Source organism: Cupriavidus sp. IK-TO18 (genome assembly GCF_015549295.1).
Taxonomy (GTDB): domain Bacteria; phylum Pseudomonadota; class Gammaproteobacteria; order Burkholderiales; family Burkholderiaceae; genus Cupriavidus; species Cupriavidus oxalaticus_A.
The window spans coordinates 49,541-75,687 of sequence record NZ_JADGMP010000035.1 but is presented as its reverse complement, the minus strand read 5'-3'; the positions used below and the strand labels follow the sequence as shown (position 1 = coordinate 75,687).

Annotated in this window: 28 protein-coding genes and 1 pseudogene; 22 read left to right on the top strand and 7 right to left on the bottom strand. The window is 69.0% G+C overall.

The window, feature by feature from the left end:
* Positions 1–61 precede the first annotated feature (61 nt).
* Positions 62–676: a hypothetical protein gene (locus IPF36_RS27370; RefSeq protein WP_195431637.1), complete on the top strand. Its 615-nt coding sequence runs from the start codon at positions 62–64 to the stop codon at positions 674–676.
* 19 nt (positions 677–695) lie between these two features.
* On the opposite strand, the gene IPF36_RS27365 is transcribed toward IPF36_RS27370, so the two are convergent.
* Both IPF36_RS27365 and IPF36_RS27360 read right to left on the bottom strand, forming a co-directional pair.
* On the bottom strand, positions 696–1,625 hold the full coding sequence (locus IPF36_RS27365) for a glyoxylate/hydroxypyruvate reductase A (protein WP_135703718.1): 930 nt from the start codon (positions 1,623–1,625) through the stop codon (positions 696–698).
* A 36-nt stretch (positions 1,626–1,661) separates the two neighbouring features.
* Positions 1,662–2,432: pseudogene (locus tag IPF36_RS27360) on the bottom strand (class II aldolase/adducin family protein).
* A gap of 109 nt (positions 2,433–2,541) precedes the next feature.
* On the opposite strand from IPF36_RS27360, the gene IPF36_RS27355 reads away from it, so the two are divergent.
* Positions 2,542–3,246 carry a Crp/Fnr family transcriptional regulator gene (locus tag IPF36_RS27355; RefSeq protein ID WP_135703717.1) on the top strand — a complete coding sequence of 235 codons (705 nt, stop codon included), beginning with the start codon at positions 2,542–2,544 and terminating at the stop codon, positions 3,244–3,246.
* Between the two features lie 22 nt (positions 3,247–3,268).
* On the opposite strand, the gene IPF36_RS27350 is transcribed toward IPF36_RS27355, so the two are convergent.
* From IPF36_RS27350 to IPF36_RS27335, 4 genes are read right to left on the bottom strand one after another with little or no spacing between them, the layout of a single operon-like run.
* The gene (locus tag IPF36_RS27350; RefSeq protein WP_135703716.1) at positions 3,269–4,225 is read right to left on the bottom strand and encodes a tripartite tricarboxylate transporter substrate binding protein; all 957 of its coding nucleotides are present in this window, start codon (positions 4,223–4,225) and stop codon (positions 3,269–3,271) included.
* A 47-nt stretch (positions 4,226–4,272) separates the two neighbouring features.
* A complete protein-coding gene (locus IPF36_RS27345; protein WP_133095330.1) occupies positions 4,273–5,427 on the bottom strand; it encodes a mandelate racemase/muconate lactonizing enzyme family protein in 1,155 nt (384 codons plus the stop codon).
* 2 nt (positions 5,428–5,429) lie between these two features.
* Entirely contained in the window at positions 5,430–6,311 is an 882-nt protein-coding gene (glxR, locus tag IPF36_RS27340; protein WP_084254807.1) for a 2-hydroxy-3-oxopropionate reductase, read from the bottom strand.
* A gap of 54 nt (positions 6,312–6,365) precedes the next feature.
* Entirely contained in the window at positions 6,366–7,172 is an 807-nt protein-coding gene (locus tag IPF36_RS27335) for an HpcH/HpaI aldolase/citrate lyase family protein (RefSeq protein ID WP_133095332.1), read from the bottom strand.
* 351 nt (positions 7,173–7,523) lie between these two features.
* Here IPF36_RS27335 and IPF36_RS27330 point away from each other — a divergent pair, with 351 nt between their 5' ends.
* From IPF36_RS27330 to IPF36_RS27310, 5 genes are all read left to right on the top strand, one after another.
* Positions 7,524–7,805 carry a hypothetical protein gene (locus IPF36_RS27330; RefSeq protein ID WP_135703714.1) on the top strand — a complete coding sequence of 94 codons (282 nt, stop codon included), beginning with the start codon at positions 7,524–7,526 and terminating at the stop codon, positions 7,803–7,805.
* 146 nt (positions 7,806–7,951) lie between these two features.
* Positions 7,952–8,146 carry a hypothetical protein gene (locus IPF36_RS27325; protein WP_133095334.1) on the top strand — a complete coding sequence of 65 codons (195 nt, stop codon included), beginning with the start codon at positions 7,952–7,954 and terminating at the stop codon, positions 8,144–8,146.
* Positions 8,147–8,265: 119 nt separating this feature from the next.
* The gene (locus tag IPF36_RS27320) at positions 8,266–8,787 is read left to right on the top strand and encodes a hypothetical protein (RefSeq protein WP_133095404.1); all 522 of its coding nucleotides are present in this window, start codon (positions 8,266–8,268) and stop codon (positions 8,785–8,787) included.
* A 136-nt stretch (positions 8,788–8,923) separates the two neighbouring features.
* Complete coding sequence (serA, locus tag IPF36_RS27315) at positions 8,924–10,147, top strand: phosphoglycerate dehydrogenase (RefSeq protein WP_135703713.1); 1,224 nt, start codon at positions 8,924–8,926, stop codon at positions 10,145–10,147.
* Between the two features lie 197 nt (positions 10,148–10,344).
* The gene (locus IPF36_RS27310; protein ID WP_195431475.1) at positions 10,345–10,695 is read left to right on the top strand and encodes a hypothetical protein; all 351 of its coding nucleotides are present in this window, start codon (positions 10,345–10,347) and stop codon (positions 10,693–10,695) included.
* 38 nt (positions 10,696–10,733) lie between these two features.
* Here IPF36_RS27310 and IPF36_RS27305 read toward each other — a convergent pair whose 3' ends face one another.
* Entirely contained in the window at positions 10,734–11,729 is a 996-nt protein-coding gene (locus IPF36_RS27305) for a tripartite tricarboxylate transporter substrate binding protein (protein ID WP_133095337.1), read from the bottom strand.
* 408 nt (positions 11,730–12,137) lie between these two features.
* Here IPF36_RS27305 and IPF36_RS35030 point away from each other — a divergent pair, with 408 nt between their 5' ends.
* The 15 genes from IPF36_RS35030 (at position 12,138) to ccmI (ending at position 26,147) form a co-directional block, all read left to right on the top strand.
* On the top strand, positions 12,138–14,792 hold the full coding sequence (locus tag IPF36_RS35030; RefSeq protein ID WP_304524028.1) for a LuxR C-terminal-related transcriptional regulator: 2,655 nt from the start codon (positions 12,138–12,140) through the stop codon (positions 14,790–14,792).
* 137 nt (positions 14,793–14,929) lie between these two features.
* Positions 14,930–15,094: a periplasmic nitrate reductase, NapE protein gene (napE, locus tag IPF36_RS27295; RefSeq protein ID WP_029044694.1), complete on the top strand. Its 165-nt coding sequence runs from the start codon at positions 14,930–14,932 to the stop codon at positions 15,092–15,094.
* Between the two features lie 86 nt (positions 15,095–15,180).
* A complete protein-coding gene (locus IPF36_RS27290) occupies positions 15,181–15,507 on the top strand; it encodes a chaperone NapD (protein ID WP_133095339.1) in 327 nt (108 codons plus the stop codon).
* Entirely contained in the window at positions 15,504–17,999 is a 2,496-nt protein-coding gene (napA, locus tag IPF36_RS27285) for a periplasmic nitrate reductase subunit alpha (RefSeq protein ID WP_135703710.1), read from the top strand. The genes IPF36_RS27290 and napA overlap by 4 nt, the downstream gene beginning before the upstream one ends.
* 26 nt (positions 18,000–18,025) lie before the next feature.
* Complete coding sequence (locus IPF36_RS27280; RefSeq protein ID WP_195431472.1) at positions 18,026–18,556, top strand: nitrate reductase cytochrome c-type subunit; 531 nt, start codon at positions 18,026–18,028, stop codon at positions 18,554–18,556.
* Positions 18,557–18,614: 58 nt separating this feature from the next.
* Positions 18,615–19,202, top strand: a complete 588-nt coding sequence (locus IPF36_RS27275) for a cytochrome c3 family protein (RefSeq protein ID WP_116319902.1) — start codon at positions 18,615–18,617, stop codon at positions 19,200–19,202.
* Positions 19,203–19,235: 33 nt separating this feature from the next.
* Entirely contained in the window at positions 19,236–19,856 is a 621-nt protein-coding gene (ccmA, locus tag IPF36_RS27270) for a cytochrome c biogenesis heme-transporting ATPase CcmA (protein ID WP_195431635.1), read from the top strand.
* Positions 19,853–20,530, top strand: coding sequence for a heme exporter protein CcmB (gene ccmB / locus IPF36_RS27265; RefSeq protein WP_135703709.1), 678 nt, complete (start codon positions 19,853–19,855; stop codon positions 20,528–20,530). Before ccmA ends, ccmB begins: the two co-directional genes overlap by 4 nt.
* Complete coding sequence (locus tag IPF36_RS27260; protein WP_135703708.1) at positions 20,527–21,297, top strand: heme ABC transporter permease; 771 nt, start codon at positions 20,527–20,529, stop codon at positions 21,295–21,297. Before ccmB ends, IPF36_RS27260 begins: the two co-directional genes overlap by 4 nt.
* Positions 21,294–21,452, top strand: coding sequence for a heme exporter protein CcmD (gene ccmD, locus IPF36_RS27255; RefSeq protein ID WP_133095344.1), 159 nt, complete (start codon positions 21,294–21,296; stop codon positions 21,450–21,452). Before IPF36_RS27260 ends, ccmD begins: the two co-directional genes overlap by 4 nt.
* Positions 21,449–21,919, top strand: a complete 471-nt coding sequence (gene ccmE / locus IPF36_RS27250; protein WP_133095345.1) for a cytochrome c maturation protein CcmE — start codon at positions 21,449–21,451, stop codon at positions 21,917–21,919. Before ccmD ends, ccmE begins: the two co-directional genes overlap by 4 nt.
* On the top strand, positions 21,916–23,952 hold the full coding sequence (locus IPF36_RS27245) for a heme lyase CcmF/NrfE family subunit (protein ID WP_195431470.1): 2,037 nt from the start codon (positions 21,916–21,918) through the stop codon (positions 23,950–23,952). The genes ccmE and IPF36_RS27245 overlap by 4 nt, the downstream gene beginning before the upstream one ends.
* Positions 23,949–24,491 carry a DsbE family thiol:disulfide interchange protein gene (locus tag IPF36_RS27240; RefSeq protein ID WP_133095347.1) on the top strand — a complete coding sequence of 181 codons (543 nt, stop codon included), beginning with the start codon at positions 23,949–23,951 and terminating at the stop codon, positions 24,489–24,491. Before IPF36_RS27245 ends, IPF36_RS27240 begins: the two co-directional genes overlap by 4 nt.
* Positions 24,484–24,951, top strand: a complete 468-nt coding sequence (locus IPF36_RS27235) for a cytochrome c-type biogenesis protein (protein ID WP_135703705.1) — start codon at positions 24,484–24,486, stop codon at positions 24,949–24,951. The genes IPF36_RS27240 and IPF36_RS27235 overlap by 8 nt, the downstream gene beginning before the upstream one ends.
* Positions 24,948–26,147: a c-type cytochrome biogenesis protein CcmI gene (ccmI, locus tag IPF36_RS27230; protein WP_195431468.1), complete on the top strand. Its 1,200-nt coding sequence runs from the start codon at positions 24,948–24,950 to the stop codon at positions 26,145–26,147. The genes IPF36_RS27235 and ccmI overlap by 4 nt, the downstream gene beginning before the upstream one ends.

The following is a 26,147-nucleotide window of genomic DNA, read 5'->3' as shown; positions in this document are numbered from 1 at the left end:
AGCCGTAGAATCCGCGGTGACCTATCGATCCCGCCACGTGAATCCGTCCAGCACCCTGAAGATGAAGAAGGCTTTCCCCCACTGCGCCGCCCTGATGGCCGCGTTTGCAGCATTGGCCGCGCATGCCGCCCCGCAGGCAGCGGCCACCGCCCCCACGACTACCGTCACCACCACCGCTGCCGCCTCCAATACCGCGGCACCACTGGGCCTGGAGCTTGGCAAGTCGAAATGCGCACGGCTCGCCCCGGCGGAAAACCATGCCCGCACCGGCAAGTCCGAATGGGCCGGCGGCGATACGGTGGAGCTCAAGCGCCTGGAGCGCTTCCACCTCGCCGGCCTGACACGCGTGACGCTGAACTGCGACGCGCAGGATACGGTGGCGCTGATCACGATGACCTTCGACCGTGCGGCGCTGGAAGACGTGCGGGGCAAGCTCGATGCGCGCTACGCGTCGCTGCGCAAGACCGAAGCCTCGGCGGAGAACGGCTATGCGGAATGGGCCGCGGCCAATGGCAGCCTGGAACTGCTGTACGGCCGTGACGGCAAGCACTTCACCGTGGCCTACTGGGCCCGCAACGCCAAGGCAAAGTACTTCTCCTACAGCGGTGCCGGCAGCAAGCCGGCCGCTGCGGCTGCACCTGCAGCGCCGGCAGCGCCGCAGCCCGCGCCGCTGTAATGCAACGCGGGCGCTCCGTTCAGTAGCCGGCCCGCCGGTCGACCTGGTTCAGCAGCGGCCGCCCGTCGCGCGCGCGGCGCAGGTTTTCGATGCACTGCTGCGCGACCAGCTCGTACGACGGATCGGCGGCGATATGCGGCGTCGCCTCGATGCGCGGGTGGGTCCAGATCGGGTCGTCGGCCGCCGGCGGCTCCTTGGCGAACACATCCAGCGCCGCGCCGGCAAGGTGGCCTTCGTCGATCAGCGCGAGCAGGTCGGCTTCGACCACATGCTCGCCGCGCCCCACGTTGATGAAGTAAGCGCCCTGCGGCAGCCGCGACAGCGTCTTGCGGTCGAGCATGCCGTTGGTCTGCGGCGTCAGTGGCAGCGTGCAGACCAGGATATCGGTCTGCGCCAGCATGGCGTCCAGCCCGTCGTCGCCGGTAAAGTCCGCCACGCCGGGCAGGTGCTTGGGGCTGCGGCTCCAGCCCGCCACCGGGAAGCCGATGGCCGCGAACATGCGCGCCACCTCGCTGCCGATCTCGCCCAGCCCAAGCACGCCCACGCGGCAGCGCGACAGCGCGCGCCCGCGATGGCGTTTCCATTCGCCGCGGCCCCGCTGCTCGGCATACACCCCCAGTTCGCGGGTATGGCGCAGCGCCATGGCCAGCACGAAGTGGGCGATGCCGGTCTGCTGGCCGGGATCGACGATGCGCGTGACCGGCATGTCCTGCGGCAGGTCCGGCGCGGCCAGCAGCTTGTCGACGCCGGCGGTGGCGGCGCAGACCAGCCGCAGCTTCGGGTAGGCGGGCAGCACGCCCGGCTTCAGGCCCCAGGCGATGATGGCCTCGACCTCTTCCGGCACGGCGGCTTCGCGGCCGTTCCAGATGGTGATGTCCGGCGCTTGCTCGCGCAGCAAGGCCGTGATGGGGACCGCCATGAACGACGGCAGGTGAACAAGAATGGCCATGGTCAGGTGTGGCTCAGTTGCGGCTCAGTTGCCGGCTCAGTTGCGATAGTCGGGGTTGATGCGATCCAGGCGGCGCAGCAAGCCGGGCCAGGCCAGGTTAGAGCCCTTGCCCTTGGTCGCCTGGCGCGCCTGCTGGCCCATGTTGGCGCTGGCGGCTTCGGGCACCATGGTCAGCGGCGTGCCGCCGCTCTGCGCCAGGATCTGGATGCGGCAGGCCGACTCCAGCGTGTACATGGTCAGGAAGGCATCGGACACGGTGCGCCCGCACGTCAGCAGTCCGTGGTTGCGCAGGATCATCTGCTTGCAGCGGCCGAGGTCGGCCACCAGCCGCGCCTTCTCGTCCTCGCGCAGCGCCACGCCTTCATAGTCGTGGTAGGCCAGCCCGGTCAGCGCGAACATCGATTGCTACGAGATCGGCAGCAGGCCCGCCTGCTGCGCCGAGACGGCGACGCCGTGCGAGGTATGCGTGTGCATCACGCAGCCGACCTCGGGGCGTGCTTCGTGAACGGCGCTGTGGATGATGAAGCCGGCCGGGTTGACGTCGTACGGCGTCTCCAGCACGGGCTGGCCCTCGTGGTCGACCTTGACCAGGCTCGACGCCGTGATCTCGTCGAACATCATGCCGTACGGATTGATCAGGAACTGGTCCGGCGCATCGGGCACGCGCGCCGAGATATGCGTGAAGATCAGGTCGTCCCAGCCGAAGTGGGCCACCAGCCGGTAGGCCGCGGCAAGGTCGACGCGCATTTGCCATTCCGCGTCGGAAACGCGGTCTCTTACTGAATCGACGAGCTGGATCTGCGCCATCTGCATGGTCTCCCGGGGGTGAGGTGTGTGACTGGACGCAGGCATTGTCGCGGCGCACCGTGCCAAAGTCTGTTAAGTATTGGACAATCTCGGCTCAACCGGAACGGCAATGAGAAAGCAGGTGGCCAGCAAAGTGAAGCGCATCGAACCCGTGCGGGCGCTGCCGCGCAGCGTGCTGGCCAGCGGCTGGCTGCGCAATGCGCCGCCCCGCGTGCTCGACGCCGTGGCCGGCGCCGCACGCCGGCTGCGCTTTGCCGATGGCGAGATGGTGTTCGCGCGCGGCGATCCGCCGACTTACTTCTGCATGGTGGTGTCGGGGCGCGTGCGCATGAGCCGCGTCAGCAGCGGCGGGCGCGAGTCGGTGTATTCGGTGATCGGGCGCGGACGCTGGTTCGGCGAGATCTCGCTGCTCGACGGCAAGCCGCGCACGCATGACGCCTTCGCGGTCGGCAATACCGAGTTGCTGGTGCTGGACCGGCGCGCATTCGACCGGATCCTGGCGCAGCATCCGGAGGGGATGCACCTGATCGTGCAGCAGATCTGCGCGCGGCTGCGCGTGGCCTTCGACCACGCCGAGAGCGCGGCGCAGGCGCCGGTCGATGCGCGCATGGCGGCGCGGCTGCTGGAACTGGCCGACCGCACCGACCATGTCGTGCAGATCAGCGCCGAAGACCTGGGCGACATGGTCAACCGCTCGCGCCAGACGGTAGCCAAGTACCTGCAGGCATGGGAAGACGCCGGCTGGATCCGGCGCCAGTACCGGCAGATCGAATTGCTGGAGCCGGGCGCGCTCAAGCGGCTGGCGCGGCGCTGAGCACGCCCCGGGATAGCTCAGCTCAGTCGGCCGTGATCTTGCCCACCTCGATCACCTTCTTCCAGCGCGCATACTCCGACGCCTGGAACGCCGTGAACTGCTCCGGCGTATTGGCGACGATCTCGAAGCCCAGGTCGAGCAGCTTGGGCTTGACCGCGGGATCGTTGAGCGCCGCCACCACGGCCGAATGCAGCTTCGCCTTGATCTCCGGCGCCAGCCCCTTCGGCGCCGCCACGGCCTGCCACGAGTAGACCGTCACGCCCTTCACCCCGGCTTCATCCATGGTCGGCACGTCAGGCAGGATCGGCGAGCGCTTGCTGCTGGTGATGGCCAGCGCGCGCAGCTTGCCCGCCTTGATATGCGGGATCGCGGTGTTGATGTTCATGAAGGTGGCATCAACCTGCCCGCCCAGCAGATCGTTCAGCGCGGGCGCGCCGCCCTTGTACGGCACGTGCAGGCCGGCGGTGCCGGTCTGCTGCCAGAACAGCTCGGCGGTCAGGTGGTCGCTGGTGCCGTTGCCGGCAGAGGCGAAGGTCATCTTGCTGGGATGGGCCTTCTCGTAGGCAATCACGTCCTGCAGGCTCTTGTGCGGCGAGTTAGCGGGAACGGCCAGCACATTGGGCGCCTGCACCGCCACGCTGATGTAGTCGAAGTCCTTGAGAGGATCGTAGCCGGCGTTCCGGGTCAGGTGCGGCCCGATCACGAACGGGCCCAGCGACGACACGAACACCGTGTAGCCGTCGGCCGGCGCACGCTTGACCATGGCGGCGCCGATCATGCCGGCCGCGCCCGGCTTGTTGTCGACCACGAAGCTGCCGCCGAACTGCGACTGCATCTTGGCGCCCAGGATGCGGGCGACGTTGTCGCTGGAGCCGCCCGCGGGGAACGGCACCAGCAGCGTGACGGGCTTTTCCGGCCAGGCGGCGTGCGCGGTGGCCATGGCTGTGCCGAGCAGCAGGGATGCGATCAGCTTTTTCATGGGTTGTCTCCTGTTTGCTGTGTGTCTTGTATATGGGTTGTTCGGGGTTACGGCTGCTGGCCGAATTCCGCCTGCTGGCGCGTCCAGGCCCTTGCCTGCTCGCTCAGGCTCAGGCCCAATCCCGGCGCGGTCGGCACCTGGATGCGGCCGTTGCGGATCTGCAGGCGCTCGTTGAAGAGTGGCTCGAGCCAGTCGAAATGCTCGACCCACGGCTCGCGCGGATACGCGGCGGCAAGGTGCACGTGCAGTTCCATCGCAAAATGCGGCGCGAGCATCAGCCCCGCATGCTCGGCCAGTGCCGCCACCTTGAGGAAAGGCGTGATGCCACCGACGCGCGGCGCATCGGGCATCAGGTAGTCCGCGGCGCGGTGGCGGATCAGGTCCCAGTGCTCGGCGGCGCTGGTCAGCATTTCGCCGGTGGCGATCGGGGTGTCGAACTGCGTCGCCAGCGCGGCGTGGCCTTCGTGATCGTAGGCGTCGAGCGGCTCTTCGATCCACACCAGGTTGAACGACTCGAAGGTGCGGCACATGCGCTGCGCGGTCGGGCGGTCCCATTGCTGGTTGGCGTCGACCATGATCGGCACCGCGTCGCCCAGGTGCTCGCGCACCGCGGCCACGCGCTTGATGTCGAGCGCGCCGTCGGGCTGGCCCACCTTGAGCTTGATGCCGCCGATGCCGCGCTCGACCGAAGCCGCGGCATTGACCTTCAGCTGGTCCAGCGGCGTATGCAGGAAGCCGCCCGAGGTGTTGTAGCAGCGCACCGCGTCGCGATGCGCGCCCAGCAGCTTGGCCAGCGACAGGCCGGCGCGGCGGGCCTTGAGGTCCCACAGCGCCACGTCGAAGGCGCCGATGGCCTGCGTCGACAGGCCGCTGCGGCCGACCGACGCGCCCGCCCAGCACAGCTTGTCCCACAGGCGCGCGATATCGCTCGGGTCTTCGCCGATCAGCGCCGGCGCGATCTCGGCCGCGTGCGCGAATTGGCCGGGGCCGCCCGCGCGCTTGCTGTAGCTGAAGCCCAGCCCCTCATGGCCGTTGGCGGTGCGGATCTCGGCAAACAGGATCGCCACCTCGGTCATCGGCTTCTGCCGGCCGGTCAGCACCTTGGCGTCGCTGATCGGCGTGGCCAGCGGCAGGTAGCTGGAAGACAGCCGGATCCAGGCGATGCTGTCGGCGGGTTGGGTGGACGATGTGGTTGCAGTCATGTTCAGGATCCGATTTCGTGGTTGGCCAGCAGCTCCAGCGCGCGCACCAGCGCGGAATGGTCCCAGCCAGCACCGCCGTGGCTCACGCATGCGTTGAACAGCTCCTGGCAGGTCGCCGTGTTGGGCAGCGACACGCCCATTTCGCGCGCGTTGGACAGCGCGAGGTTCAGGTCTTTCTGGTGCAGCCCGATGCGGAAGCCGGGCTCGAAGGTGCGCTTGATCATGCGCTCGCCATGCACCTCCAGCACCTTGGACGAGGCAAAGCCGCCCATCAGCGCCTGGCGCACGCGCGCGGGGTCGGCGCCGGCCTTGGCGGCGAACAGCAGCGCCTCGGCCACGGCCTCGATGTTCAGCGCGACGATGATCTGGTTGGCGACCTTGGCGGTCTGGCCGGCGCCGTTGTCGCCGACCAGCGTGATGTTCTTGCCCATCAGCTCGAACAGGGGCCGCACGGTCGCGAAGGTTGCTTCGGGCCCGCCCACCATGATCGAAAGCGTGCCGTTGCGCGCGCCGACCTCGCCGCCGGACACCGGCGCATCGAGGTACCGGCAGCCCAGCGCGTTGATGCGGCTGGCGAAGCCCTTGGTGGCGATCGGCGAGATCGAGCTCATGTCGACCACGATCTTGCCCTCGCTCAGGCCGGCGGCCACGCCGTCTTCACCGAACAGCGCCGCTTCGACGTGCGGGGTGTCGGGCACCATCAGGAAGATGATGTCGGCGCCCTGCGCCACTTCGCGGCCCGACGCGCAGGCGATGCCGCCCAGGTCGACCAGCGCCCGCGGCGCACCGCTGCGGCTCGACAGCCTGACTTCATGCCCGCCGGCGATCAGGTTCTGCGCCATCGGGCTGCCCATGATGCCAAGGCCAATGAATCCGAGTTTCACGTTTTGCTCTCCTTGCGTTCGGTACGGTTCGGTGTTGTTTGTGGCCAGGCGGGCCTAGTAGCCGCTGCTGCCGGGCGCCGGGGCCGCGGTCTGCCGTGGCTGTCCGGCGCGCATCTCGGCCATGACCTGCTGCGCGCCTGCAGCCATCAGCCGCGCATCGGAACTGACCGTGACGAAGCCGAAGCCTTGCCCGATGCGGCGCAACGCGGCCGCCGGCGCGCCGTTATGGACGCCCGCGAGACGCCCGTGCGCCCTGGCTCGGGCAACCACGTGCTCGATGGCCTGTGCCACGGGCGGGTCGACGTCGTCGAAGGTCGGCCGGCAGCCCAGCGCGAGCGACAGGTCGGACGGGCCGATATAGACGCCGTCGAGCCCGTCGACCGACAGGATCTCGTCCAGGTTCTCCAGCCCTTGCCGGGTCTCGATCATCGCCAGCACCACCACGGTGTCGTTGGCGTGCTGGGCGTAGTCGGCGCCGCCGTACAGCAGCCCGCGGATCGGACCGAAGCTGCGCGCGCCCAGCGGCGGATAGCGCGTGGCGGCCACCAGGCGCTCGGCGTCGGCGCGGGTATTGACCATCGGGCAGATCACGCCATACGCGCCGGCATCGAGCACCTTCATCAGGATGCCGGGCTCGTTCCACGGCACGCGCACGACCGGCACGGTGTCCGTGGTCGAGATCGCTGTCAGCAGCGCCAGTGCATCGGCGTAGTCAAGCGCGCCATGCTGCAGGTCGATCGTGAGCGAGTCCCAGCCCTGGTGGGCCATGGTCTCGGCGGCAAAGGCGCTGGGGATGGACAGCCAGCCATTCACCACGGCCTGGCCCGCCGCCCACATCTTCCGGATCCGGTTCTCGCGCATCTGGGTCTCCCTTGGCATTCGTAATACGTTGTCGTACAACATTTTATGAGGATACGACAAAGATTGTGCTGGGGATTACCCGGTATACTTGGTACTTCAGTCGGAACAATGTGCCGTATATTGGCCTATAAAGTTGCAAATTCCGCCGGTTTAAAACTTTGAGTCCGCCAGAATCCGCCAAGGCGTCGAATTGCTCAATGTTATATGATGACTGATGATAGCTAGGTGGCGACCGAGTAACAATCTATTACACCCACGGCTAGCAAGCTCGGCTATGCTCCCGTCGCCCGCACGAAGCCGCGACACATCCGTCTGCCACGTGCCGTACGGCACCGACGACCGGAACCTTCCATGCCTCGACTTCCTGCCCTCCCCCTTGTTGCCGCCGCGCTGCTGGCCGCGGCTTCCGGCATCGCCCATGCGCAGCACGTTACCGGCGGCATGGGCGAGCCCGTCAGGATCGGGGCATTTTCCGCGCCGGCGGAGCGCATCGACGGCGACCGCCGGCTGACGGCGCCTCGCGGTACCGGGCAGGCCAAGGCCGGCCCGGCACGCCGGCAAGGCACCGCGGGCCAGGCCGCCCGCCCCACCGGCGCGCCGGCATCCCGGCTGCCCGGCCGGCACCTGCCGTAACGTCGCGGCTCGAATATTCCAGCACGCATCCGGGCGCCATCCCCGGCGCCGGGCGCGGCTCGTCTATTCACTATTCCTTACAATTGACGACAGGCCGACGCACTATCCTGCTGCGCATTCGGATCCCCCACAACAAGGAGAAATCGATGAAATCCGTCCTGGCATTGCTCGTTGCGTGTAGCGCCCTGCTCGGCGGCTGCGTGGTTGCCCCGTATGACACGTATGGCGGCGGGGGTCCCGGCTGCCCCCCGGGCCAGGCCAAGAAGGGCAATTGCCGCGTCGACCCGTACGGCAACGAATCCTTCTGTCCGCCGGGCCAGGCCAAGAAGGGCCGCTGCTGATCGTCCCGGCGGCGCCCGGCGCCCCGGCACGTCGGGCACCTGTTGCGCCGGGCATCGCACTGGTCAGAGAATGGCGGATGCGGGCATGACGCCCGCAGGAGAACGCCATGCAGCTTCGCATGCAACTTCGGCTCGCCGGCCGCCTGTGCGCGGCCGCATGGCTGGCCGGCACGCTCGGGGGCTGCGCCACGCTGCAGCCCGTACAGACCGGACAGAAGTTGATCGGCAGCCCGGAAAGTGCCGTGCGCCAGACCTTCGGGCCACCCACCGAGACTTTCCGCCTGGCTGACGGCACCACGCGCTGGCTGTGGTCGCGCCAGCCCTTCGGCCATGAGGTCTACGCCGCCGATTTCGATGCCGGCGGCAGGCTCACCAGCTACCGCCAGATGCTGACCGAAATGGAGGTCTATCGTGCCCAGGTCAATGTCTGGACCAAGAAAGACATGCAGGAGCATTTCGGCCTGCCCCGCGAACCCATCCAGTACTATCCCCTGATGAAGCGCGAGGCGTGGTCGTGGCGGATGTACAAGGACGGCCTGCAGAGCGCGCATTTCAGCGCTTACTTCGATGACGGCGGAGTGCTGCGCCAGACCATGATCATCGTCGACCCGCTCGGCGGCGACTCGCGCCGCTCGCGCTGAACCGGCACGGGGCAACGCACGGGCGCGTTGTCCCAGGCATGCCGGTGTCATTGCCGGCAGCAGGGACTCCCGGGGTCCCGTGCCGTTTTGCGCGCAGAATGGAGGGTAGACCCATCCCTCCACGCGGAAAACGAACGTGACCACTGCGATCCTGCTCGAGAACATTCACCAGAGCGCCACCGCACGGCTGGCCGAAGCCGGCTTGCAGGTCGAACGCCGGACCGGTGCACTGGCCGGTCCTGAATTGCGCGAAGTACTGGCCAGCCATGACATAGTCGGCATCCGCTCGGCCACGCACCTGCGCGGCGACGATATCCGCAGCGCCCCGGGGCTGCTGTCGATCGGCTGCTTTTGCATCGGCACCTCGCAGGTCGACCTGGAGGCCGCCACGCATGCGGGCATTCCGGTATTCAACGCGCCCTTTTCCAACACGCGCTCGGTGGCCGAACTGGTCGTGTCCGAAGCGGTGATGCTGCTGCGCCGGATCCCCGAGAAAAACACGCTCGCGCATGCCGGCAAGTGGGCCAAGGGGGCCAGCGGCGCCTTCGAGGCGCGCGGCAAGACCATCGCCATCGTCGGCTACGGCAATATCGGCTCGCAGGTCGGCGTGCTGGCTGAATCGATGGGCATGCGCGTGGTCTACTACGACGTGCTGGCGCGGCTGTCGCACGGCTCGGCGCGTGCCGCGGGCTCGCTCGAAGAAGCGGTGTCGCAGGCCGAGGTGGTGACGCTGCATGTCCCGGCCACGCCGCGCACCAGGAACATGATCGATGCGAGCGTGCTGGCCGCGTTCAAGCCTGGCGCGATCCTGATCAATGCCTCGCGCGGCAGCGTGGTCGACATTGGCGCGCTGGCCGCGGCGCTGCGCGAAAAGCGCCTGGGCGGCGCCGCCATCGACGTGTTCCCGCAAGAGCCCAAGACCAACAACGATCCGTTCGTCAGCGAACTGCAGAACCTGTCCAACGTGCTGCTGACCCCGCACGTCGGCGGCAGCACCGAAGAGGCGCAGGAGAATATCGGCGCCGAGGTCGCGGCCAAGCTGGCGCACTTCCTGGCGACCGGCGGCACCATCGGCGCGGTGAACTTTCCCGAGGTCGATCCAGGTCCCCTGCAGGCACCGGCGCGGTTGCTCAACGTGCATGGCAACGCGCCGGGTGCGCTGGCCGCGCTCAATACGCTGCTGGCGCAGGAAGGGGTCAACATCACCGGCCAGCACCTGCAGACGCGCGGCACCACCGGTTATGTGGTGACCGATCTCGACCGCGTGCCGTCGGACCAGCTGATGCAGGCGCTGCGCACGCACGCCGGTTTCGCGCGCTCGCGCCTGATCCTGCGGGAAGGCACTGGCCAGGCTGGCTGATGCTGTTGCAGGGCGCCCTGCGCCCCGCTTGCCGGAGCAATGGTCACAGCATTGTTCCAAGTCCCAAGAAATCACTATTGCGGCCACTATCATCAAGTGGCGCATGTTCTGCCCCTACCGTTCGCGCAGTGGCAGCACCGCATCGCTCGGGGCTTGCATCCGCACCACACCGACAGCGGAGTGATGACATGAGATCAATGAAACGAAGCGGGGCAGTTCCCGGCATCACCGGGCAGCTGATAGTGGGTGGAGTCCTGGCGCTGGCCCTGGCCGGCATCGCGGTGGCGCAAACGGGCACGATCACGTTTCGCGGGGCCATCGTCAATCCGTCATGCGGCTTCACGCCCACGGCGGTACAAGTGCACGCGCGCTGCGTCGATGCTACGGGACGGACGGTCTCGGCACCAGTGCCGATGCCGCCGGTGCGCGCCGGCGCGCACGCGCGTGTCGCCACGGCGACGATGCGCGTGGAGCCGGTGTTCCGCAGCCTGCTCGGCGGGCGGCGCGGCAGGCCGGACGGCTACATGATGGTAGTGACTTACCAGTAGGCGTGGCACACGGGCGGCGCGGCCGCCCGTGCTTTCGTTCAATCGAGCCGGATATCCGAGGCGCGGATCGCCTCGGCCCAATAGGCCTGCTCCTGCTTCACTACGTCGGTGAACGCCGCCGGCGATGAACCCTTCAGCAAGATGCCGAGGTCAACCATGCGCGTGCGCAGGTCGGCGTTGGTCAGCACGCGATTGACGTCGACCGACACCTTGTCGACGATGGCGCGTGGCGTTCCCGTTGGCGCGAACAGGCCGATCCATCCCTGCCGCTCCAATCCCGGCACGCCGCCCTCCTGGAACGTCGGCACGTCGGGCAGCAGCGGCGAGCGTGCCTGCCCGGCAACGGCGATCACCTTGAGCTTGCCGGTACGCGCATGCTGGCGCGCCGACACCGCGGCCACCATGGCGGCAGGCAGCTGGCCGCCGAGCAGGTCATTGAGCATCGGGCCCTCGCCCTTGTACGGCACGTGGGTCAGCGGCACGCCCGCGTTGCGGCCGAAGATCTCCATGTAAAGGTGTCCGCTCGAGCCCAGCCCGTACGAACCGTACGGCAGCGGCTTGCCGAGCTTGCGAATGTAGTCGACCAGCTGCCTGATGCTGGCGGCGGGCACGTCGGGCTGCACCACCAGCGCGAGGTGCGACGTTGCCAGTTCGGAGATCGGCGCAAAGTCCCGCACCGGGTTGAAGGTCGCCTTGGTATAGAGGCTGGGCGCCTGCACCAGCCCGGTCAGCGCGAACAGCAGCGTATAGCCGTCGGGCTCGGCCTTGGCCACCATGTCGGCACCGATCATGCCGCCGGCGCCGGGCCGGTTGTCGACCACCACGGCCTTGCCCCAGGCCTTGGCCAGGCCGTCGGCGATGGCGCGCGCGACCACGTCGCCGGTGCCGCCCGCCGCGTACGGCATCACGATGCGCACCGTGCGTGCCGGATAGGCCGCGCCTTGCGCTCGTGCCGTCCAGCCGGTGCCCGCCAGGGCCGCGCCCGCGGCGCCAAGACCCAGTTGCCGCAGTACCCTGCGCCTGCCTTGCTGCATTGCTTGTCTCCTTGGTTTCCTGTCATGGGGCCGGTGGCATCCGGGCAGCGCCCGTGCCGGCCTGTACTGCGCCACGCTGCCGGCCGGCCTCTGCGTGCCGTTCCGGGCAGGTGCCGGTATGGCTCCCTGCTGCGCGCCCAGCGGCGCGTGCGGGCCACTTTAGGCGCGGCACGCGGCGGTGTCGTCCATCGAAAGGAGCAAAATCCCACCGGCCGCCAAAATCGTCCAAACGAACTAGGACGCAACCCTGAGGCACGTGGAAGAATCGGCCGCACTCAAGCCCCGCCCGCGCCATGGCGCCCCAGGAACGTCTTGCACCCGCCTGCCCTTCACGCCACCGCCGGGGCCGTCCGGCCCCGGCCCGCCGTCCTTGCCTCCAAGCTCGCCCCGCCGGTGGCGCATGCGGCCATGTTGCACCGCCCGCACCTGGTGGCGCAGATGGCCGAAGCGCGCGCGGCACGCGTGATCGTGCTGCGCGCCGCCGCCGGCTTCGGCAAGACCACGCTGATGCAGCAATACGCCGCGCATTGCCTGGCGCAGCACCATGCGGTCGCCTGGCTGCGCCTGGACGCCGGCGACAACGACCTGGAGCGCCTGCTGGTGCACCTGGAAGCGGGCCTGGCGCCATTGCGCGGCAAACGTGGGGCGTCGGCCGAGACAGGTGACAGCGGCCCGCGGCTGGCGCACGCCCTGCTCGAGCGGGTGGGCAGCGCGTCACAGCCGTTCGCGATCGTGCTGGACGATCTCGAAACGCTGCATGGCGCACCAGCGCTCGACTTCCTGCAGCAGCTGATCGCGGCTCTGCCACAGTGCGGCACGCTGGTGGCCGGGTCCAGGGCCACGCCGGAACTGGGCCTGGGGCGCCTGCGCGCGCGCGGCCAGCTGCTGGAGATCGCGCCGGCGGCGCTGCGCTTTTCTCTGCAGGAGACCTCCGAGCTGCTGCGCGGCCGCTGCGCCCTGCCGCTGCGCGACCCCGACATCGCCACGCTGCACCGCGGCACCGAGGGCTGGGCCACGGCGATCTACCTCGCGGCGCTGTCGCTGCAGCAGCGCAGCGACCACGCGGCCTTTGTCGCGTCGTTCTCCGGCACACACCTGGAACTGGGCGAGTTCCTTGCCGAAGACATCCTCGCGCGGCAGTCCGACGCCTGCCGCGCCTTCCTGCTAGACACCAGCGTGCTCGGCCAGCTCAGCGCACCGCTGTGCGATGCCCTCACCGGCCGCGACGACGCGCGCCAGATGCTCGACCACCTCGAGCGCGCCAACCTGCTGCTGTTCCCGCTCGACGCCGAGCGCAACTGGTTCCGCTACCACCGCCTCTTCGCCAGCTTCCTGCAGCACCGGCTGGCCGCGCAGGCACCGGGCCGCGCGCCGCAGCTGCATCTTGCCGCCGCGCGCTGGTACCTGGCCAACGGCTACCCGGTACCGGCTGTTGACCACCTGCTGCAGGCAGGCCGCCACGACGAAGCGCTGGCCGCAATCGCCAGCGAATCGGGCGCGCTGCTGGCCACCGGCCGCGTGCGGCTGCTGCTGCGCTGGTTCGACCAGGTTGCACCGGCGGCGCTGGGCCGGTTGCCCACGCTTGCGCTGACGCGCGCCTGGGCGCTGCTGCTCAACCGCCGCCACGGCGAGGCCATGGCCGCGGTCGAGCCCTTCCTGGCGCAGGCAGCGGTTGCCGACACCAGCGTGGCCGTGGAGGCGCAGACGCTGCACTGCGTGGTGCTGGCCATGGCCGACCGGGTCCAGGCCTGCCGCGACGCCGCCACGGCCCACCTGCACCGGCTCGCGCCGGACGACAGCTTCCAGTACTGCATCCTCGCCAATTCGCTGGCCTATGCGCTGATCTGCACGCACCGCTACGACGAGGCCCGCAGCGTGCTGTCGCGCGCCATGCAGCGCGCGCCGCGCCCGCTGCCGATGCGCGGCATCACCGACAGCCTGGAAGGCGTGATCGATCTGGTACAGGGCCGGCTCGGCAATGCGCTGGCACGCTTGCGCGCGGCCTCCGGCGGCAGCTGGGGCGGCTGGAGCGCGACGCCCGGCGAAGTCACCGGCGGCAAGCCTTCCAGCGACATCTGCTGGGCGCAGGCACTGTACGAGCACGATGCCATCGACCATGCCGAGCGGCTTCTCGCCGGCGCGCTGCCCTACAGCAAGGGCAATGGCCCGCCCGACGCACTGATCGCCTGCCACGTGCTGAGCGCCCGCGTGGCGCTGTTGCGCGGCGACCGCGGCCAGTGGCTGCAGCGCCTTGCCGAACTCGAGCAGCTCGGCCAGCAGGCCGGTGCCGCGCGCGCGGTGTGCTCGGCGTGGCTGGAGCGCGCGCGCGTCGCCACGCTGGAAGGCCGGCTCGAAGCCGCCGCCCAAGCCGTGCGCGCCGCGCAGCTGTACGGCGCCTGGGAAGCCGGCGACGCCGCCGGCCACGCCAACGATATCGAGCGGCCGAGCGTGGCGCGTTGCCGCCTCGCCATCGCGCAAGGCGAATTCGCCCACGCTCGCGACCTGCTCGAACCTGCCATCGCCACCGCGCTGGCACACCAGCGCTACTGGCGCCTGATCCGCCTGCGCCTGCTGCGCGCCGCCGCGCTCGACGGCCTGGGCCAGCGCGATGCGGCACTGCAGGATATCACCGAGGCATTGCGGCTGGCGAGCCATGAAGGCTTTGTGCGCAGCTTCCTGGACGAAGGCGAGCGCGTGGCCGCGCTGCTATGCGGCTGGGCTGCCACGCACCTGCCGCAGGCTGCGGCGCTGGGTGTGGCGGCGCCGTTCGTGGCCGGGCTGCTGGCACGGCTGCAGCAAGGCCGTGATGCCGGCACGCAGGCAAGCCCGCCCGCGGTTGAATCGCCCACGGCCAGGGCTGGATCGGCCGATCCGCTGACCGCGCGCGAACTCGAAGTCCTGCATATGCTGTCGGCCGGATACCGCAATCGGGTTATCGCGCAGAAACTGTTTGTCTCGGAACTGACGGTCAAGTCGCATCTGCGCCGCATCCATGCCAAGCTGGGCGCGCAGAGCCGCACCGAGGCCGTCGCGCTGGCGCGGGCGCGCGGGCTGCTTGCGTGAGCCATCGCACCAAATCTTGCAAAAGCCGCCAGAACGCCGCACGAGTGCAGTCTTGACACCTTCGACCGCGCTTCCTTTAATGGTGTTACGCATCAGGTGCATTGCCTGACCACTTTCACCGATTACTTCAAGTCATGATGGAAACCGGGGAAGTCCACGATCCGCAGCGCAAGAAAGAAGAACTGCGCAGCTTCCTGTTCCTGACCGCCGTGATGGTGCCGGTGCTTTCCGTCATCGTCGTGGCAGGCTATGGGTTCATTGTCTGGATGACCCAGCTGGTCAGCGGCCCCCCAACGCACTGAACGCGTGGCGCGCCTTTGGCGCCATTGATGTTAGATAAGAACAAGCTGCAGCACAGACTGAAACGGCATTGAACCGGAGCTTCCGCATGCCCGCAGCCAGATGTGCGATCCCCATCCAGCCGCTGCCAGCCAGCGACGAGTGGCATATTGCCGGTATCGTCGTGCATGCGCATCCGGCCAGCGTGGCGCAAGTGCGCAGCGCCATCGAATCCCTCACCGGCGCAGAGGTCCACGCCGCCAGCGATGCCGGCAAGCTCGTGGTCACCATCGAAGCGCCCACTTCGCGCGCCATTGCCGCGCACCTCACCTACCTCCACCAGCTCCCCGGCGTGCTGTCGGCCGCGCTTGTCTACCAGCACAACGAAGACGCCGATGCCATGAGCGAGACCATCTACGAGGAGGGCGCCAGATGAACATCTCCCGCCGCGATTTCATCAGGCAGACCGCCGTCGCCGCAACGGCATCGGTGGCCGGCGTCACGCTGCCGGCCGGAGCCGCCAACTTTGTCACGGACAGCGAGGTGACAAAGCTGAAATGGTCCAAGGCGCCGTGCCGCTTCTGCGGCACCGGCTGCGGGGTCACGGTGGCGGTCAAGGACAACAAGGTGGTTGCCACGAACGGCGACCCGCAGGCCGAGGTCAACAAGGGGCTGAACTGCGTCAAGGGCTATTTCCTGTCGAAGATCATGTACGGCCAGGACCGGCTGACCAGGCCGCTGCTGCGCATGAAGAACGGCCAGTACGACAAGAACGGCGAATTCGCGCCGGTCACTTGGGAACGCGCCTTCGACGAGATGGAGCGCCAGTTCAAGCGCGTGCTGAAAGAGAAAGGCCCGACCGCGGTGGGCATGTTCGGCTCGGGCCAGTGGACCGTATGGGAAGGCTATGCTGCGTCCAAGCTGTACAAGGCCGGCTTCCGCTCCAACAATATCGATCCCAATGCACGCCACTGCATGGCATCTGCGGTGCAGGGCTTCATGCGCACCTTCGGCATGGACGAGCCGATGGGCTGCTATGACGATTTCGAGGCGGCCGATGCCTTCGTGCTGTGGGGCTCGAACATGGCCGAGATGCATCCCATCCTGTGGACCCGCATCACCGACCGGCGCCTGAGCCATCCCAAGACCCGCGTGGCGGTACTGTCGACCTTCACCCACCGTTCGTTCGACCTGGCCGACATCCCGGTCATCTTCAAGCCTCAGACCGACCTGGCGATGATGAACTACATCGCCCACTACATCATCAAGAACAACAAGGTCAACAAGGACTTCGTCAACAAGCACACGGTGTTCAAGGAAGGCGTGACCAACATCGGCTATGGGCTGCGTCCCGAGCATCCGCTGCAGAAGGCGGCCAAGAACGCGGCCGATCCCGGCGCCTCGCGCCCGATCACGTTCGACGACTTCGCGCGCTTCGTGGCCAAGTACGACGCCGATACCGTCAGCAAGCTGTCGGGCGTGCCCAAGGCCAAGCTCGACCAGCTGGCCGAGCTCTATGCCGATCCCAACATCAAGGTGATGTCGCTGTGGACCATGGGCTTCAACCAGCATACGCGCGGCAGCTGGGCCAACAACATGGTCTACAACCTGCACCTGCTGACCGGCAAGATCGCCACGCCGGGCAACAGCCCGTTCTCGCTGACCGGACAGCCGTCCGCGTGCGGCACCGCGCGCGAGGTGGGCACCTTCTCGCACCGGCTGCCGGCGGACATGGTGGTGACCAATCCCAAGCACCGCGAAGAAGCCGAGCGCATCTGGAAGCTGCCGGCGGGCACCATTCCCGACAAGCCGGGCTACCACGCCGTGCTGCAGAACCGCATGCTCAAGGACGGCAAGCTCAATGCGTACTGGGTGCAGGTCAACAACAACATGCAGGCGGCGGCAAACCTGATGGAAGAGGGCTTGCCGGGCTACCGCAATCCCGCCAACTTCATCGTGGTGTCTGACGCCTATCCCACCGTCACCGCGCTGGCGGCGGACCTGATCCTGCCCAGCGCGATGTGGGTCGAGAAGGAAGGCGCCTACGGCAATGCCGAACGCCGCACGCAGTTCTGGCACCAGCTGGTCGATGCGCCGGGCGAGGCGCGCTCCGACCTGTGGCAGCTGATGGAGTTTTCCAAGCGCTTCAAGGTCGAGGACGTCTGGCCCGCCGACCTGATCGCTAAGAAGCCGGAATACCGTGGCAAGACCCTGTTCGACGTGCTCTACCGCAACGGGCAGGTCGACAAGTTCCCGCTCAAGGAAGTCAGCACCGAGTACCACAACGCCGAGGCCAAGGCCTTCGGCTTCTACGTGCAGAAGGGGCTGTTCGAGGAATACGCCACCTTTGGCCGCGGCCATGGCCACGACCTGGCGCCGTTCGACGCCTACCATGAGGCGCGCGGCCTGCGCTGGCCGGTGGTCAACGGCAAGGAAACGCGCTGGCGCTACCGCGAAGGCAGCGATCCCTACGTGAAGGCCGGCACCGGCTACCAGTTCTATGGCAACCCCGACGGCAAGGCGGTGATCTTCGCCCTGCCCTACGAGCCGCCCGCCGAATCGCCCGATCAGGAGTATCCGTACTGGCTGGTCACGGGGCGCGTGCTGGAGCACTGGCATTCCGGCTCGATGACGCGCCGCGTGCCCGAGCTGTATCGCGCCTTCCCCAACGCGGTGGTGTTCATGCATCCCGAGGACGCCAAGGCCATGGGCCTGCGCCGCGGCGTGGAAGTGGAAGTGGTGTCGCGGCGCGGGCGCATGCGCTCGCGCCTGGAGACCCGCGGGCGCGACGCGCCGCCGCGCGGGCTGGTGTTCGTGCCGTGGTTCGACGCCAGCCAGCTGATCAACAAGGTAACGCTGGATGCGACCTGTCCGATCTCGCTGCAGACCGACTTCAAGAAGTGCGCGGTCAAGATCGTCAAGGTCTAGCGCGGCCGATACCACAGGGAGACGCCATGAAACCGAGTCGATCCTGGCTGCCACTGCTGGCCTTGCTCACGCTGCTGCTGGCGGTGCTGGCGGCGTTGCCGCTGCCGGCGCGCGCGCAGCAGCAACAGCAGCAGGGGGTGGTCGATGCCATGCGCGGGCCCACCCCCATCGCCAACGAAAGCAAGGCGCCGATCCTGTACCCGACCGAGAACAAGGACATCCGCCGCAACCGCAACTACACCATGCAGCCGCCGACGATCCCGCACAAGATCGACGGCTACCAGCTCGACAAGGACTTCAACCGCTGCATGTTCTGCCACGCGCGCACCCGCACCGAAGAAACCCAGGCGATCCCGGTCAGCATCACGCACTACATGGACCGCGACAACAACGTGCTGGCCGAGGTGTCGCCACGCCGCTATTTCTGCACGCAGTGCCACGTGCCGCAGGCGGACGCCAAGCCGCTGGTGGGCAATAGCTTCATCGATGTCGAGCAGATGCTCAAGCGCAAGCTCGGCGCCAAAGGAGCAGCCGACACCAAGGGAGCGGCCAAATAAGGGAGCAACCAGATAGCAGCGCCCGGCCCCGACCTCAACCTCATTGCGGATGCGCGCCATGCTCGACCTGCTCAAGCGCTACTGGCGGACCATCAACCGGCCCAGCGCGTATTTCAGCCTGGGCTTCCTGACGCTGGGCGGCTTTATTGCCGGCCTGGTGTTCTGGGGCGCGTTCAATACCGCGCTGGAACTGACCAACACCGAGCAGTTCTGCACCGGCTGCCACGAGATGCGCGATAACGTCTACCAGGAGCTGCAGGGCACCATCCACTTCACCAACCGCAGCGGCGTGCGCGCCAAATGCTCGGACTGCCACGTGCCGCACAACTGGACCGACAAGATGGCGCGCAAGATGCAGGCGTCCAAGGAGGTCTGGGCCAAGATCTTCGGCACCGTCGACACGCGCGAGAAGTTCCAGGCGCACCGTCTCACGCTGGCGCAGCACGAATGGGCCCGCTTCAAGGCCAACGATTCGCTGGAATGCCGCAACTGCCATGACTACCAGTCGATGGATTTCACGCGGCAGAGCCCGCGCGCGCAAGCCATGCACTCGACCTACCTGGCCAACAAGGAAAAGACCTGCATCGACTGCCACAAGGGGATCGCGCACCACCTGCCGGACGTATCCAAGGCCGAGGAGAAATGACGCGTGCTGCCACCCGCCGCCCGGCCCGGTTCGATCCCTCCCGCGCTGAGCGGTGAAGGGCTCGGGCTGTCGCGCGCCGGCCGCCCGGTGCTGCGCGGCATCGACCTGGCGCTGTCGCCCGGCTGCCTGCTGCAGGTACTGGGCGCCAATGGCAGCGGCAAGACCAGCCTGCTGCGCGTGCTGTGCGGCCTCGCCGTGCCGGACCAAGGCACGCTGCACTGGCACGGCCGGCCGCTGCGCGCCGGCGATCCTGCCTACCTGCAGGCGCTGGCCTATGTCGGCCATGCCAATGGCATCGACCCGGACCTGAGCCCGGCTGAAAACCTGCGCTTTGCCGCGCGCATGGCCGGCACCGACGCGGCCGGCACGGTCGCGAGTGCCCTGGCCGCGCAGGCGCTGGAGCGTGTCGCGCACACGCCGGTGCGCGCGCTGTCGCAAGGGCAGCGGCGGCGCGTGGCGCTGGCGCGCCTGTCGCTGGCGCGGCGCGCGCTGTGGCTGCTCGACGAACCGGTGGCAGCGCTGGATGCCGACGCCTGCGCGCGCTTCGACGCGCAGCTCGACGCGCACCTGGCAGCGGGCGGCATGGCCGTGATCGCCACCCACCAGCTGCTGCGCGCCGGCGGCACGGTGCTGCGGCTGGAGGCGATGGCATGACCCGCACCCTGGCCGCCATCGTCGCGCACGACGTGTCGCTGTCCTGGCGCCGGCGCGCCAGCCTGTTCGGCAGCGTGGTGTTCTTTGTCATCGCGGCGAGCCTGTTCCCGCTGGCGATCGGTCCCGAGCCGCAGCAGCTGCGCGCGCTGGCGCCCGGGATCCTGTGGGTCACGGCGCTGCTGGCGTCGATGCTGTCGCTGTCGCGGCTGTTCGCGCAGGAGCACGCCGATGGCAGCCTCGACCAGCTGCTGCTGTCGCCGCATCCGCTGGCGCTGCTGGTGCTGGCGAAGATCGCGGCGCACTGGCTGACCAGCGGGCTGCCGCTGTTGCTGCTGACACCGTTGCTGGCGCAGCAGTACGGGCTGCCATGGGGTGCATCGCTGCTGCTGTCGGCCTCGCTGCTGGTTGGCACGCCGGCGCTCTCCCTGATCGGCGCGGTGGGCGCCGCGCTGACGCTGGGCGTGCGCGGCGGCGCGGTGCTGCTGTGCATCCTGGTGCTGCCGCTGTGCGTGCCGGTGCTGGTGTTCGGCGCCAGCGCCGCGGCCGCGGCCGACGCCGGGCTCGACGTGGTGCCGCAGTTCTCGTTGCTGGGCGCGTGCCTGGCGCTGTCGCTGTTCCTGTGCCCGCTGGCCACTGCCGCGGGGCTACGCATCGCCATGGAGACACCGGCATGAGCCAGCCGCTGCCATCGCTGCCCACTGCCGGGGCGCCGCGGGCGCGTTTTGCCTGGACGGCATACGCGGCGCCAGTACGGTTCTATCCGCTGGCCGGACGCATGGCGCCGTGGTTCTTCGCCGCGGCGGCGGTGTTCGCCCTCGCCGGCTTGTATGTCGGCTTTGCCCTGGCGCCCACCGACGCGCAGCAGGGCGAGGTCTACCGCATCATCTTCATCCACGTGCCGGCGGCATGGATGTCGATGTTCATCTACCTGGTCATGGCCGGCTACTGCGCGCTGGCGCTGGTGCTGCGCACACGGCTGTCGTCGATGATGGCCTCGGCGCTGGCGCCCACCGGCGCGCTGTTCACGGCGCTGGCGCTCTGGACCGGTGCGCTGTGGGGCCAGCCGACCTGGGGCACGTGGTGGGTCTGGGATGCGCGGCTGACCTCCGAGCTGATCCTGCTGTTCCTGTACCTCGGCTTTATCGCACTGGAATCTGCCATCGACGAGCCGCGCCGCGCCGAGCGCGCCTGCGCGGTGCTGGCGCTGGTGGGCGTGGCCAATATCCCGGTGATCTACTTCTCGGTGCAGTGGTGGAACACGCTGCACCAGGGCGCTTCGGTCAGCCTGACGGCGGCGCCGTCGATGGCGGCCACCATGCTGGCGGGCATGCTGCTGATGACGCTGGCGTGCTGGATGTACACCATCGCCGTGGCGCTGGTGCGCGTGCGCTGCATCCTGCGCGAGCGCGGCGAAGTGCCGGTTACCGGAGAGACATCATGACCCATTCGCTGCTCCCGCAGGTGCTGCCATACGGGCACCATGGCCTTTTCATCGCCGGCGCGTTCGGCATGAGCGCGCTGCTGCTGGCGCTGGAACTGGTGCTGCTGGCGCGCCGCTGCCGCGCCAGCGCGCGACAGGCCAGCACGCGCCAATGACGCCGCGCCAGCGCCGCTTCGGCATGCTCGCCGCGGCCCTGGCCTGCGGCGGCATCGCGCTGGCGCTGGTGCTCAATGCCTTCCGCTCCAACCTGGTGTTCTTCTTCAGCCCCAGCCAGGTGGCCGCGCAGGAAGCGCCGGTGGCGCGCAGCTTCCGGCTTGGCGGACTGGTCGAACCCGGCTCGATCCGGCGCGAAGGCGACGGCATGACCGTGCGCTTCGTCGTCACCGACACCGCGCGGCAGGTGCCGGTGCGCTACCGCGGCCTGCTGCCCGACCTGTTCCGCGAGGGCAAGGGCGTGGTCGCGCGCGGCAAGCTGGAAGCCGACGGCACCTTCGTCGCCAGCGAGGTGCTGGCCAAGCACGACGAGAACTACATGCCGCCCGAAGCCGCCGATGCTCTCAGGCAGGCTGAACAGGTGAACCGCCGCATGGCCGGTGCGCCGACGCAGGGAGCGCGTCAATGATTGCCGAACTGGGGCACTTCGCGCTGATCGTCGCGCTGCTGGTCGCACTGGTGCAGGCGGCAGTGCCGCTGGCCGGCGCGGCAAGCGGCAGGCTGGCGTGGATGGCGGTGGCGCGGCCGGCGGCGCGCGTGCAATGCGTGCTGGTGGCATTGTCGTTCGCGGCGCTGGCATGGAGCTTCGCCGCCAGCAACTTCAGCGTGCGCTATGTCGCCGCCAACTCCAACAGCGCCCTGCCGCTTGCCTACCGCATTGCAGCGGTATGGGGCGGGCATGAAGGCTCGATGCTGCTGTGGACGCTGATGCTGGCGCTGTGGTCGCTGGCGGTGGCGCGCTACAGCCGGCAACTGCCACTTGCGGCGGTGGCGCGCGTGCTGGGCGTGATGGGGGCGATCAGCGCGGGCTTCCTGCTGTTCCTGCTGTTTGCCTCCAACCCCTTCATACGGTTGCTGCCGCCGGCGATGGCGGGGCGCGACCTCAATCCATTGCTGCAGGATCCCGGCATGGTCTTCCACCCGCCGCTGCTCTACATGGGCTATGTCGGTTTCTCGGTGACCTTTGCCTTTGCCGTGGCGGCGCTGCTGGCCGGGCGCGTCGACGCCGCCTGGGCGCGCTGGTCGCGGCCGTGGACCACGGTGGCGTGGGCGTTCCTGACGCTGGGCATCATGCTGGGCAGCGCGTGGGCATATTACGAGCTGGGCTGGGGCGGCTGGTGGTTCTGGGATCCGGTCGAGAACGCCTCGTTCATGCCATGGCTGGCGGGGACCGCACTGATGCATTCGCTGGCGGTCACGGAGAAGCGCGGCGCGTTCCGCGCGTGGACCGTGCTGCTCGCCATCTTCACGTTCTCGCTGAGCCTGCTCGGCACCTTCCTGGTCCGCTCCGGCGTGCTGACCTCGGTGCATGCGTTCGCGGTCGATCCCAGGCGCGGCATCTTCATCCTGGCGCTGCTCGGCCTGCTCACCGGCATCGCGCTGGCGCTGTACGCATGGCGCGCCCCGCGCTTGTCGTGCGTGTCGCGGCGGGCCGAGTTTGCCGCGGTCTCGCGCGAATCGCTGCTGCTGGCCAACAACGTGCTGCTGGCGGTGGCGGCGGCGACGGTGCTGCTCGGCACGCTCTACCCGTTGCTGGTCGATGTGCTGGGACTGGGCAAGATCTCGGTCGGCCCTGCCTACTTCGAACAGGTGTTCGTGCCGCTGATGGCTCCGGCGGTGCTGCTGATGGGCGCGGCGCCGCTGGCGCGCTGGCGCCATGGCAGCCTGCCCGACATGGCACGGCGGCTGCGCTGGGCCGGCATCGCCAGCGTGGCCATCGGCCTGGGGCTGCTGCTGGTGCTGCGCAACGCCTCCGCCATGACCGGGCTGGGGCTGCTGCTGGCGGCATGGTGCGTGCTGAGCGCGGTGGCGAGCCTGGCGGCCCGGCTGCGCCACCAGCAGGGGCGCAGGTTCAGCGCGCTGCGCCAGCTCGCGCCCAGCTACTGGGGCATGCTGCTGGCGCATGCCGGCGTCGGCATCTTCATCGCGGGCGTGACGCTGGTCACCGGGCAGGAAAGCCTGCGCGAACTGCCGATGCGCGCGGGCGATACCGTCAGCGTCGGCGGCTACGACTTCCGCTTCGCCGGCGTGAGGCAGGTCGCCGGTCCCAACTACGACGCGCTGCGCGGCACGCTGTCCGCATCGCGCGACGGCAAGCGCGTGGCGGTGCTCCATCCCGAGCGCCGCATCTACCGCAGCCAGGACATGCCGACCACCGAGGCCGCGATCGACAGCGGCCTGACGCGCGACCTGTATGTGGCGCTGGGCGAGAACGTGGCCAACAGCGTCGATGGCAGCGCCTGGGCCGTGCGCATCCACGTCAAGCCCTTTGTCGACTGGATCTGGGCCGGCTGCGTGCTGATGGCGCTGGGCGGATTGGTGGCCGCGTGCGACAAGCGCTACCGGCTGCGCCGCCGCGTCGCGGCCGAAGCCGCGCCCGCACCGGTGACTGAACCTGCCGCGCCCGCGCTGGCCTCCACGCGCGAGGAGACGCCGGCATGACCCGCTTCCTGCTGCCGCTCGCCGCCTTCCTCGCGCTCGCCGTTGCGCTGGCGGCGGGGCTGCGCCACGATCCGCGCGAGCTGCCCTCGCCGCTGGTAGGCAAGGCCGCGCCGGCCTTCACGCTGCCGCTGCTGGAACCGGAAGGCCGCACGCTGGCGTCCGCCGACATGCGCGGCAAGGTGTGGCTGCTGAACGTGTGGGCCTCGTGGTGCGCGGCCTGCCGCACCGAACATCCGGTGCTGGTCGACTTCGCCGCGCACGCGCCGGTGCCGCTGTACGGCCTGAACTACAAGGACGAGGCCGGCGCCGCACGCGACTGGCTGCAGCGGCTCGGCAACCCCTACACCGCATCGCTGGTCGACGCCGACGGGCGCGTGGGCATCGACTACGGCGTCTATGGCGTGCCCGAGACCTTTGTCATCGACCAGCAGGGCGTGGTGCGCTACCGCCAGGTCGGCCCGGTCACCCGCGAGGTGCTGGAGCAGAAGCTGATCCCGCTGATCGAGCGGCTGCAGCGCCAGGGAGGCGGCCATGCGTAGGCTGCGCGCTGCGCTTGCCCTGTGGCTATGCTGCCTGCCGCTGCTGGCGGCTGCCGCGCCGACCGAGGCCGAGCTCGATGCGCGCGTGCATGCGCTGTCCAATGAACTGCGCTGCCTGGTGTGCCAGAACCAGACGCTGGCCGATTCCAACGCCGACCTGGCCGTCGACCTGCGCCGCCAGATCCGCGAGCAGCTGCGCGGCGGCGCCAGCGACCAGGCGGTCAAGGACTACCTGGTGCAGCGCTATGGCGACTTCGTGCTGTACAAGCCGCCGCTGCGGCCGCTGACGTGGCTGTTGTGGTTTGGTCCGCTGCTGCTGGTTGCCGGCGTCGCATGGGCAATCGTGCGGGCTCGCGCGCGTCACTGCGGCACGGGCGCTGCACTTGACGACAGCGCGCGGCGCGACCTCGAAAGCCTGCTCAACGCCTCCGCCGATCCTGCCCGCCCCAGACAACCATGACGACCTTCTGGCTGCTCGCCGCCGCGCTGATCGCCGCCGCCATGGCCGGACTGCTGTGGCCGCTGCTGCGCCGCCACGCCATTACCGACCCTGGCACACCGGAGCGCACGCTGCTGGTCGACCTGTACCGCGACCAGTTGCGCGAACTCGACGCCGACCTGCGCACCGGCACGCTGAGCGCGGCCCGGCATGCCGAAGCCCGCGACGAACTCGGCCGCCGGCTGCTGGATGAAGCCGCGGACACCGCCACCGGCACACCCCGCGCGAGCACGTCTGCACTGCTCGCCGCGGCGTTGCTGGCGGCGTTGCCGAGTGCCGCCATCCTGCTCTATCTGCACCTGGGCAACCCCGTCGCTCTCTGGCGCGCCGGCGACATGCCTGAGGCCGGCGGCAGCCAGCACCAGCTCAGCGGCGCGCAGGTAGAAGGCATGGTCAACCAGCTGGCGCAGCGGCTTCACGAAGCGCCGGCCGATCCCGCAGGCTGGGCCATGCTGGCGCGCTCCTACAGCGTGCTGGAGCGGTATGCCGACGCGGCCGCGGCCTACGCCCGCGCAGTCGAGCTGGCGCCCGAGGTGGCATCGCTGCGCGCCGATTACGCCGACGTGCTGGCCAGCCTCAACAACGGCTCGCTGCAAGGCGCGCCCATGGCGGAGATCAGCCGGGCACTGGCGCTGGATCCGGATGACCCCAAGGCCCTGGCGCTGGCGGCCAGCGCTGCGGTGGAGCGCGGCGACAAGCAGGCGGCGATCGGCTACTGGGAGCACCTGCACCGGCTGCTGCCCCCGGACTCGCAGACCGCGGCGCGCGTGGCCGCCAACCTCGCCGCGGCGCGCGGCACGTCCGCCGCGCAGCCGGCGCAGATTACCGGCATGGTCACGCTCAGCGAAAAGGCCGGGCGCACGCCGCAGCCAGGCGACACCCTCTTCGTCTACGCCCTGCCCGCCGACGGCTCGCGCATGCCTCTGGCGGTGCTGCGCCGGCAGGCGCGCGACCTGCCGCTGACGTTCACGCTGGACGACGCGATGGCGATGCGGCCCGACCGCAAGCTGTCGGCACACACGCAGGTGGTGGTGGAGGCGCGCATTTCCGCGAGCGGGAATGCCATGCCGCAGTCGGGCGACCTGGTCGGGCGCAGCGGTCCGCTGGCAGTCGGCAGCGAAGGCGTGCGGATCGCCATCGACGCCGCCGTGCCATAG

Coding starts and splice junctions, on each gene's coding strand:
- IPF36_RS27370 (WP_195431637.1), top strand. CDS start 62: ATGAAGAAGGCTTTCCCCCACTGCGCCGCCCTGATGGCCGCGTTTGCA.
- IPF36_RS27365 (WP_135703718.1), bottom strand. CDS start 1,625: ATGGCCATTCTTGTTCACCTGCCGTCGTTCATGGCGGTCCCCATCACG.
- IPF36_RS27355 (WP_135703717.1), top strand. CDS start 2,542: ATGAGAAAGCAGGTGGCCAGCAAAGTGAAGCGCATCGAACCCGTGCGG.
- IPF36_RS27350 (WP_135703716.1), bottom strand. CDS start 4,225: ATGAAAAAGCTGATCGCATCCCTGCTGCTCGGCACAGCCATGGCCACC.
- IPF36_RS27345 (WP_133095330.1), bottom strand. CDS start 5,427: ATGACTGCAACCACATCGTCCACCCAACCCGCCGACAGCATCGCCTGG.
- IPF36_RS27335 (WP_133095332.1), bottom strand. CDS start 7,172: ATGCGCGAGAACCGGATCCGGAAGATGTGGGCGGCGGGCCAGGCCGTG.
- IPF36_RS27330 (WP_135703714.1), top strand. CDS start 7,524: ATGCCTCGACTTCCTGCCCTCCCCCTTGTTGCCGCCGCGCTGCTGGCC.
- IPF36_RS27325 (WP_133095334.1), top strand. CDS start 7,952: ATGAAATCCGTCCTGGCATTGCTCGTTGCGTGTAGCGCCCTGCTCGGC.
- IPF36_RS27320 (WP_133095404.1), top strand. CDS start 8,266: ATGCAACTTCGGCTCGCCGGCCGCCTGTGCGCGGCCGCATGGCTGGCC.
- IPF36_RS27310 (WP_195431475.1), top strand. CDS start 10,345: ATGAAACGAAGCGGGGCAGTTCCCGGCATCACCGGGCAGCTGATAGTG.
- IPF36_RS27305 (WP_133095337.1), bottom strand. CDS start 11,729: ATGCAGCAAGGCAGGCGCAGGGTACTGCGGCAACTGGGTCTTGGCGCC.
- IPF36_RS35030 (WP_304524028.1), top strand. CDS start 12,138: ATGTTGCACCGCCCGCACCTGGTGGCGCAGATGGCCGAAGCGCGCGCG.
- napE (WP_029044694.1), top strand. CDS start 14,930: ATGGAAACCGGGGAAGTCCACGATCCGCAGCGCAAGAAAGAAGAACTG.
- IPF36_RS27290 (WP_133095339.1), top strand. CDS start 15,181: ATGCCCGCAGCCAGATGTGCGATCCCCATCCAGCCGCTGCCAGCCAGC.
- napA (WP_135703710.1), top strand. CDS start 15,504: ATGAACATCTCCCGCCGCGATTTCATCAGGCAGACCGCCGTCGCCGCA.
- IPF36_RS27280 (WP_195431472.1), top strand. CDS start 18,026: ATGAAACCGAGTCGATCCTGGCTGCCACTGCTGGCCTTGCTCACGCTG.
- IPF36_RS27275 (WP_116319902.1), top strand. CDS start 18,615: ATGCTCGACCTGCTCAAGCGCTACTGGCGGACCATCAACCGGCCCAGC.
- ccmB (WP_135703709.1), top strand. CDS start 19,853: ATGACCCGCACCCTGGCCGCCATCGTCGCGCACGACGTGTCGCTGTCC.
- IPF36_RS27260 (WP_135703708.1), top strand. CDS start 20,527: ATGAGCCAGCCGCTGCCATCGCTGCCCACTGCCGGGGCGCCGCGGGCG.
- ccmD (WP_133095344.1), top strand. CDS start 21,294: ATGACCCATTCGCTGCTCCCGCAGGTGCTGCCATACGGGCACCATGGC.
- ccmE (WP_133095345.1), top strand. CDS start 21,449: ATGACGCCGCGCCAGCGCCGCTTCGGCATGCTCGCCGCGGCCCTGGCC.
- IPF36_RS27245 (WP_195431470.1), top strand. CDS start 21,916: ATGATTGCCGAACTGGGGCACTTCGCGCTGATCGTCGCGCTGCTGGTC.
- IPF36_RS27240 (WP_133095347.1), top strand. CDS start 23,949: ATGACCCGCTTCCTGCTGCCGCTCGCCGCCTTCCTCGCGCTCGCCGTT.
- IPF36_RS27235 (WP_135703705.1), top strand. CDS start 24,484: ATGCGTAGGCTGCGCGCTGCGCTTGCCCTGTGGCTATGCTGCCTGCCG.
- ccmI (WP_195431468.1), top strand. CDS start 24,948: ATGACGACCTTCTGGCTGCTCGCCGCCGCGCTGATCGCCGCCGCCATG.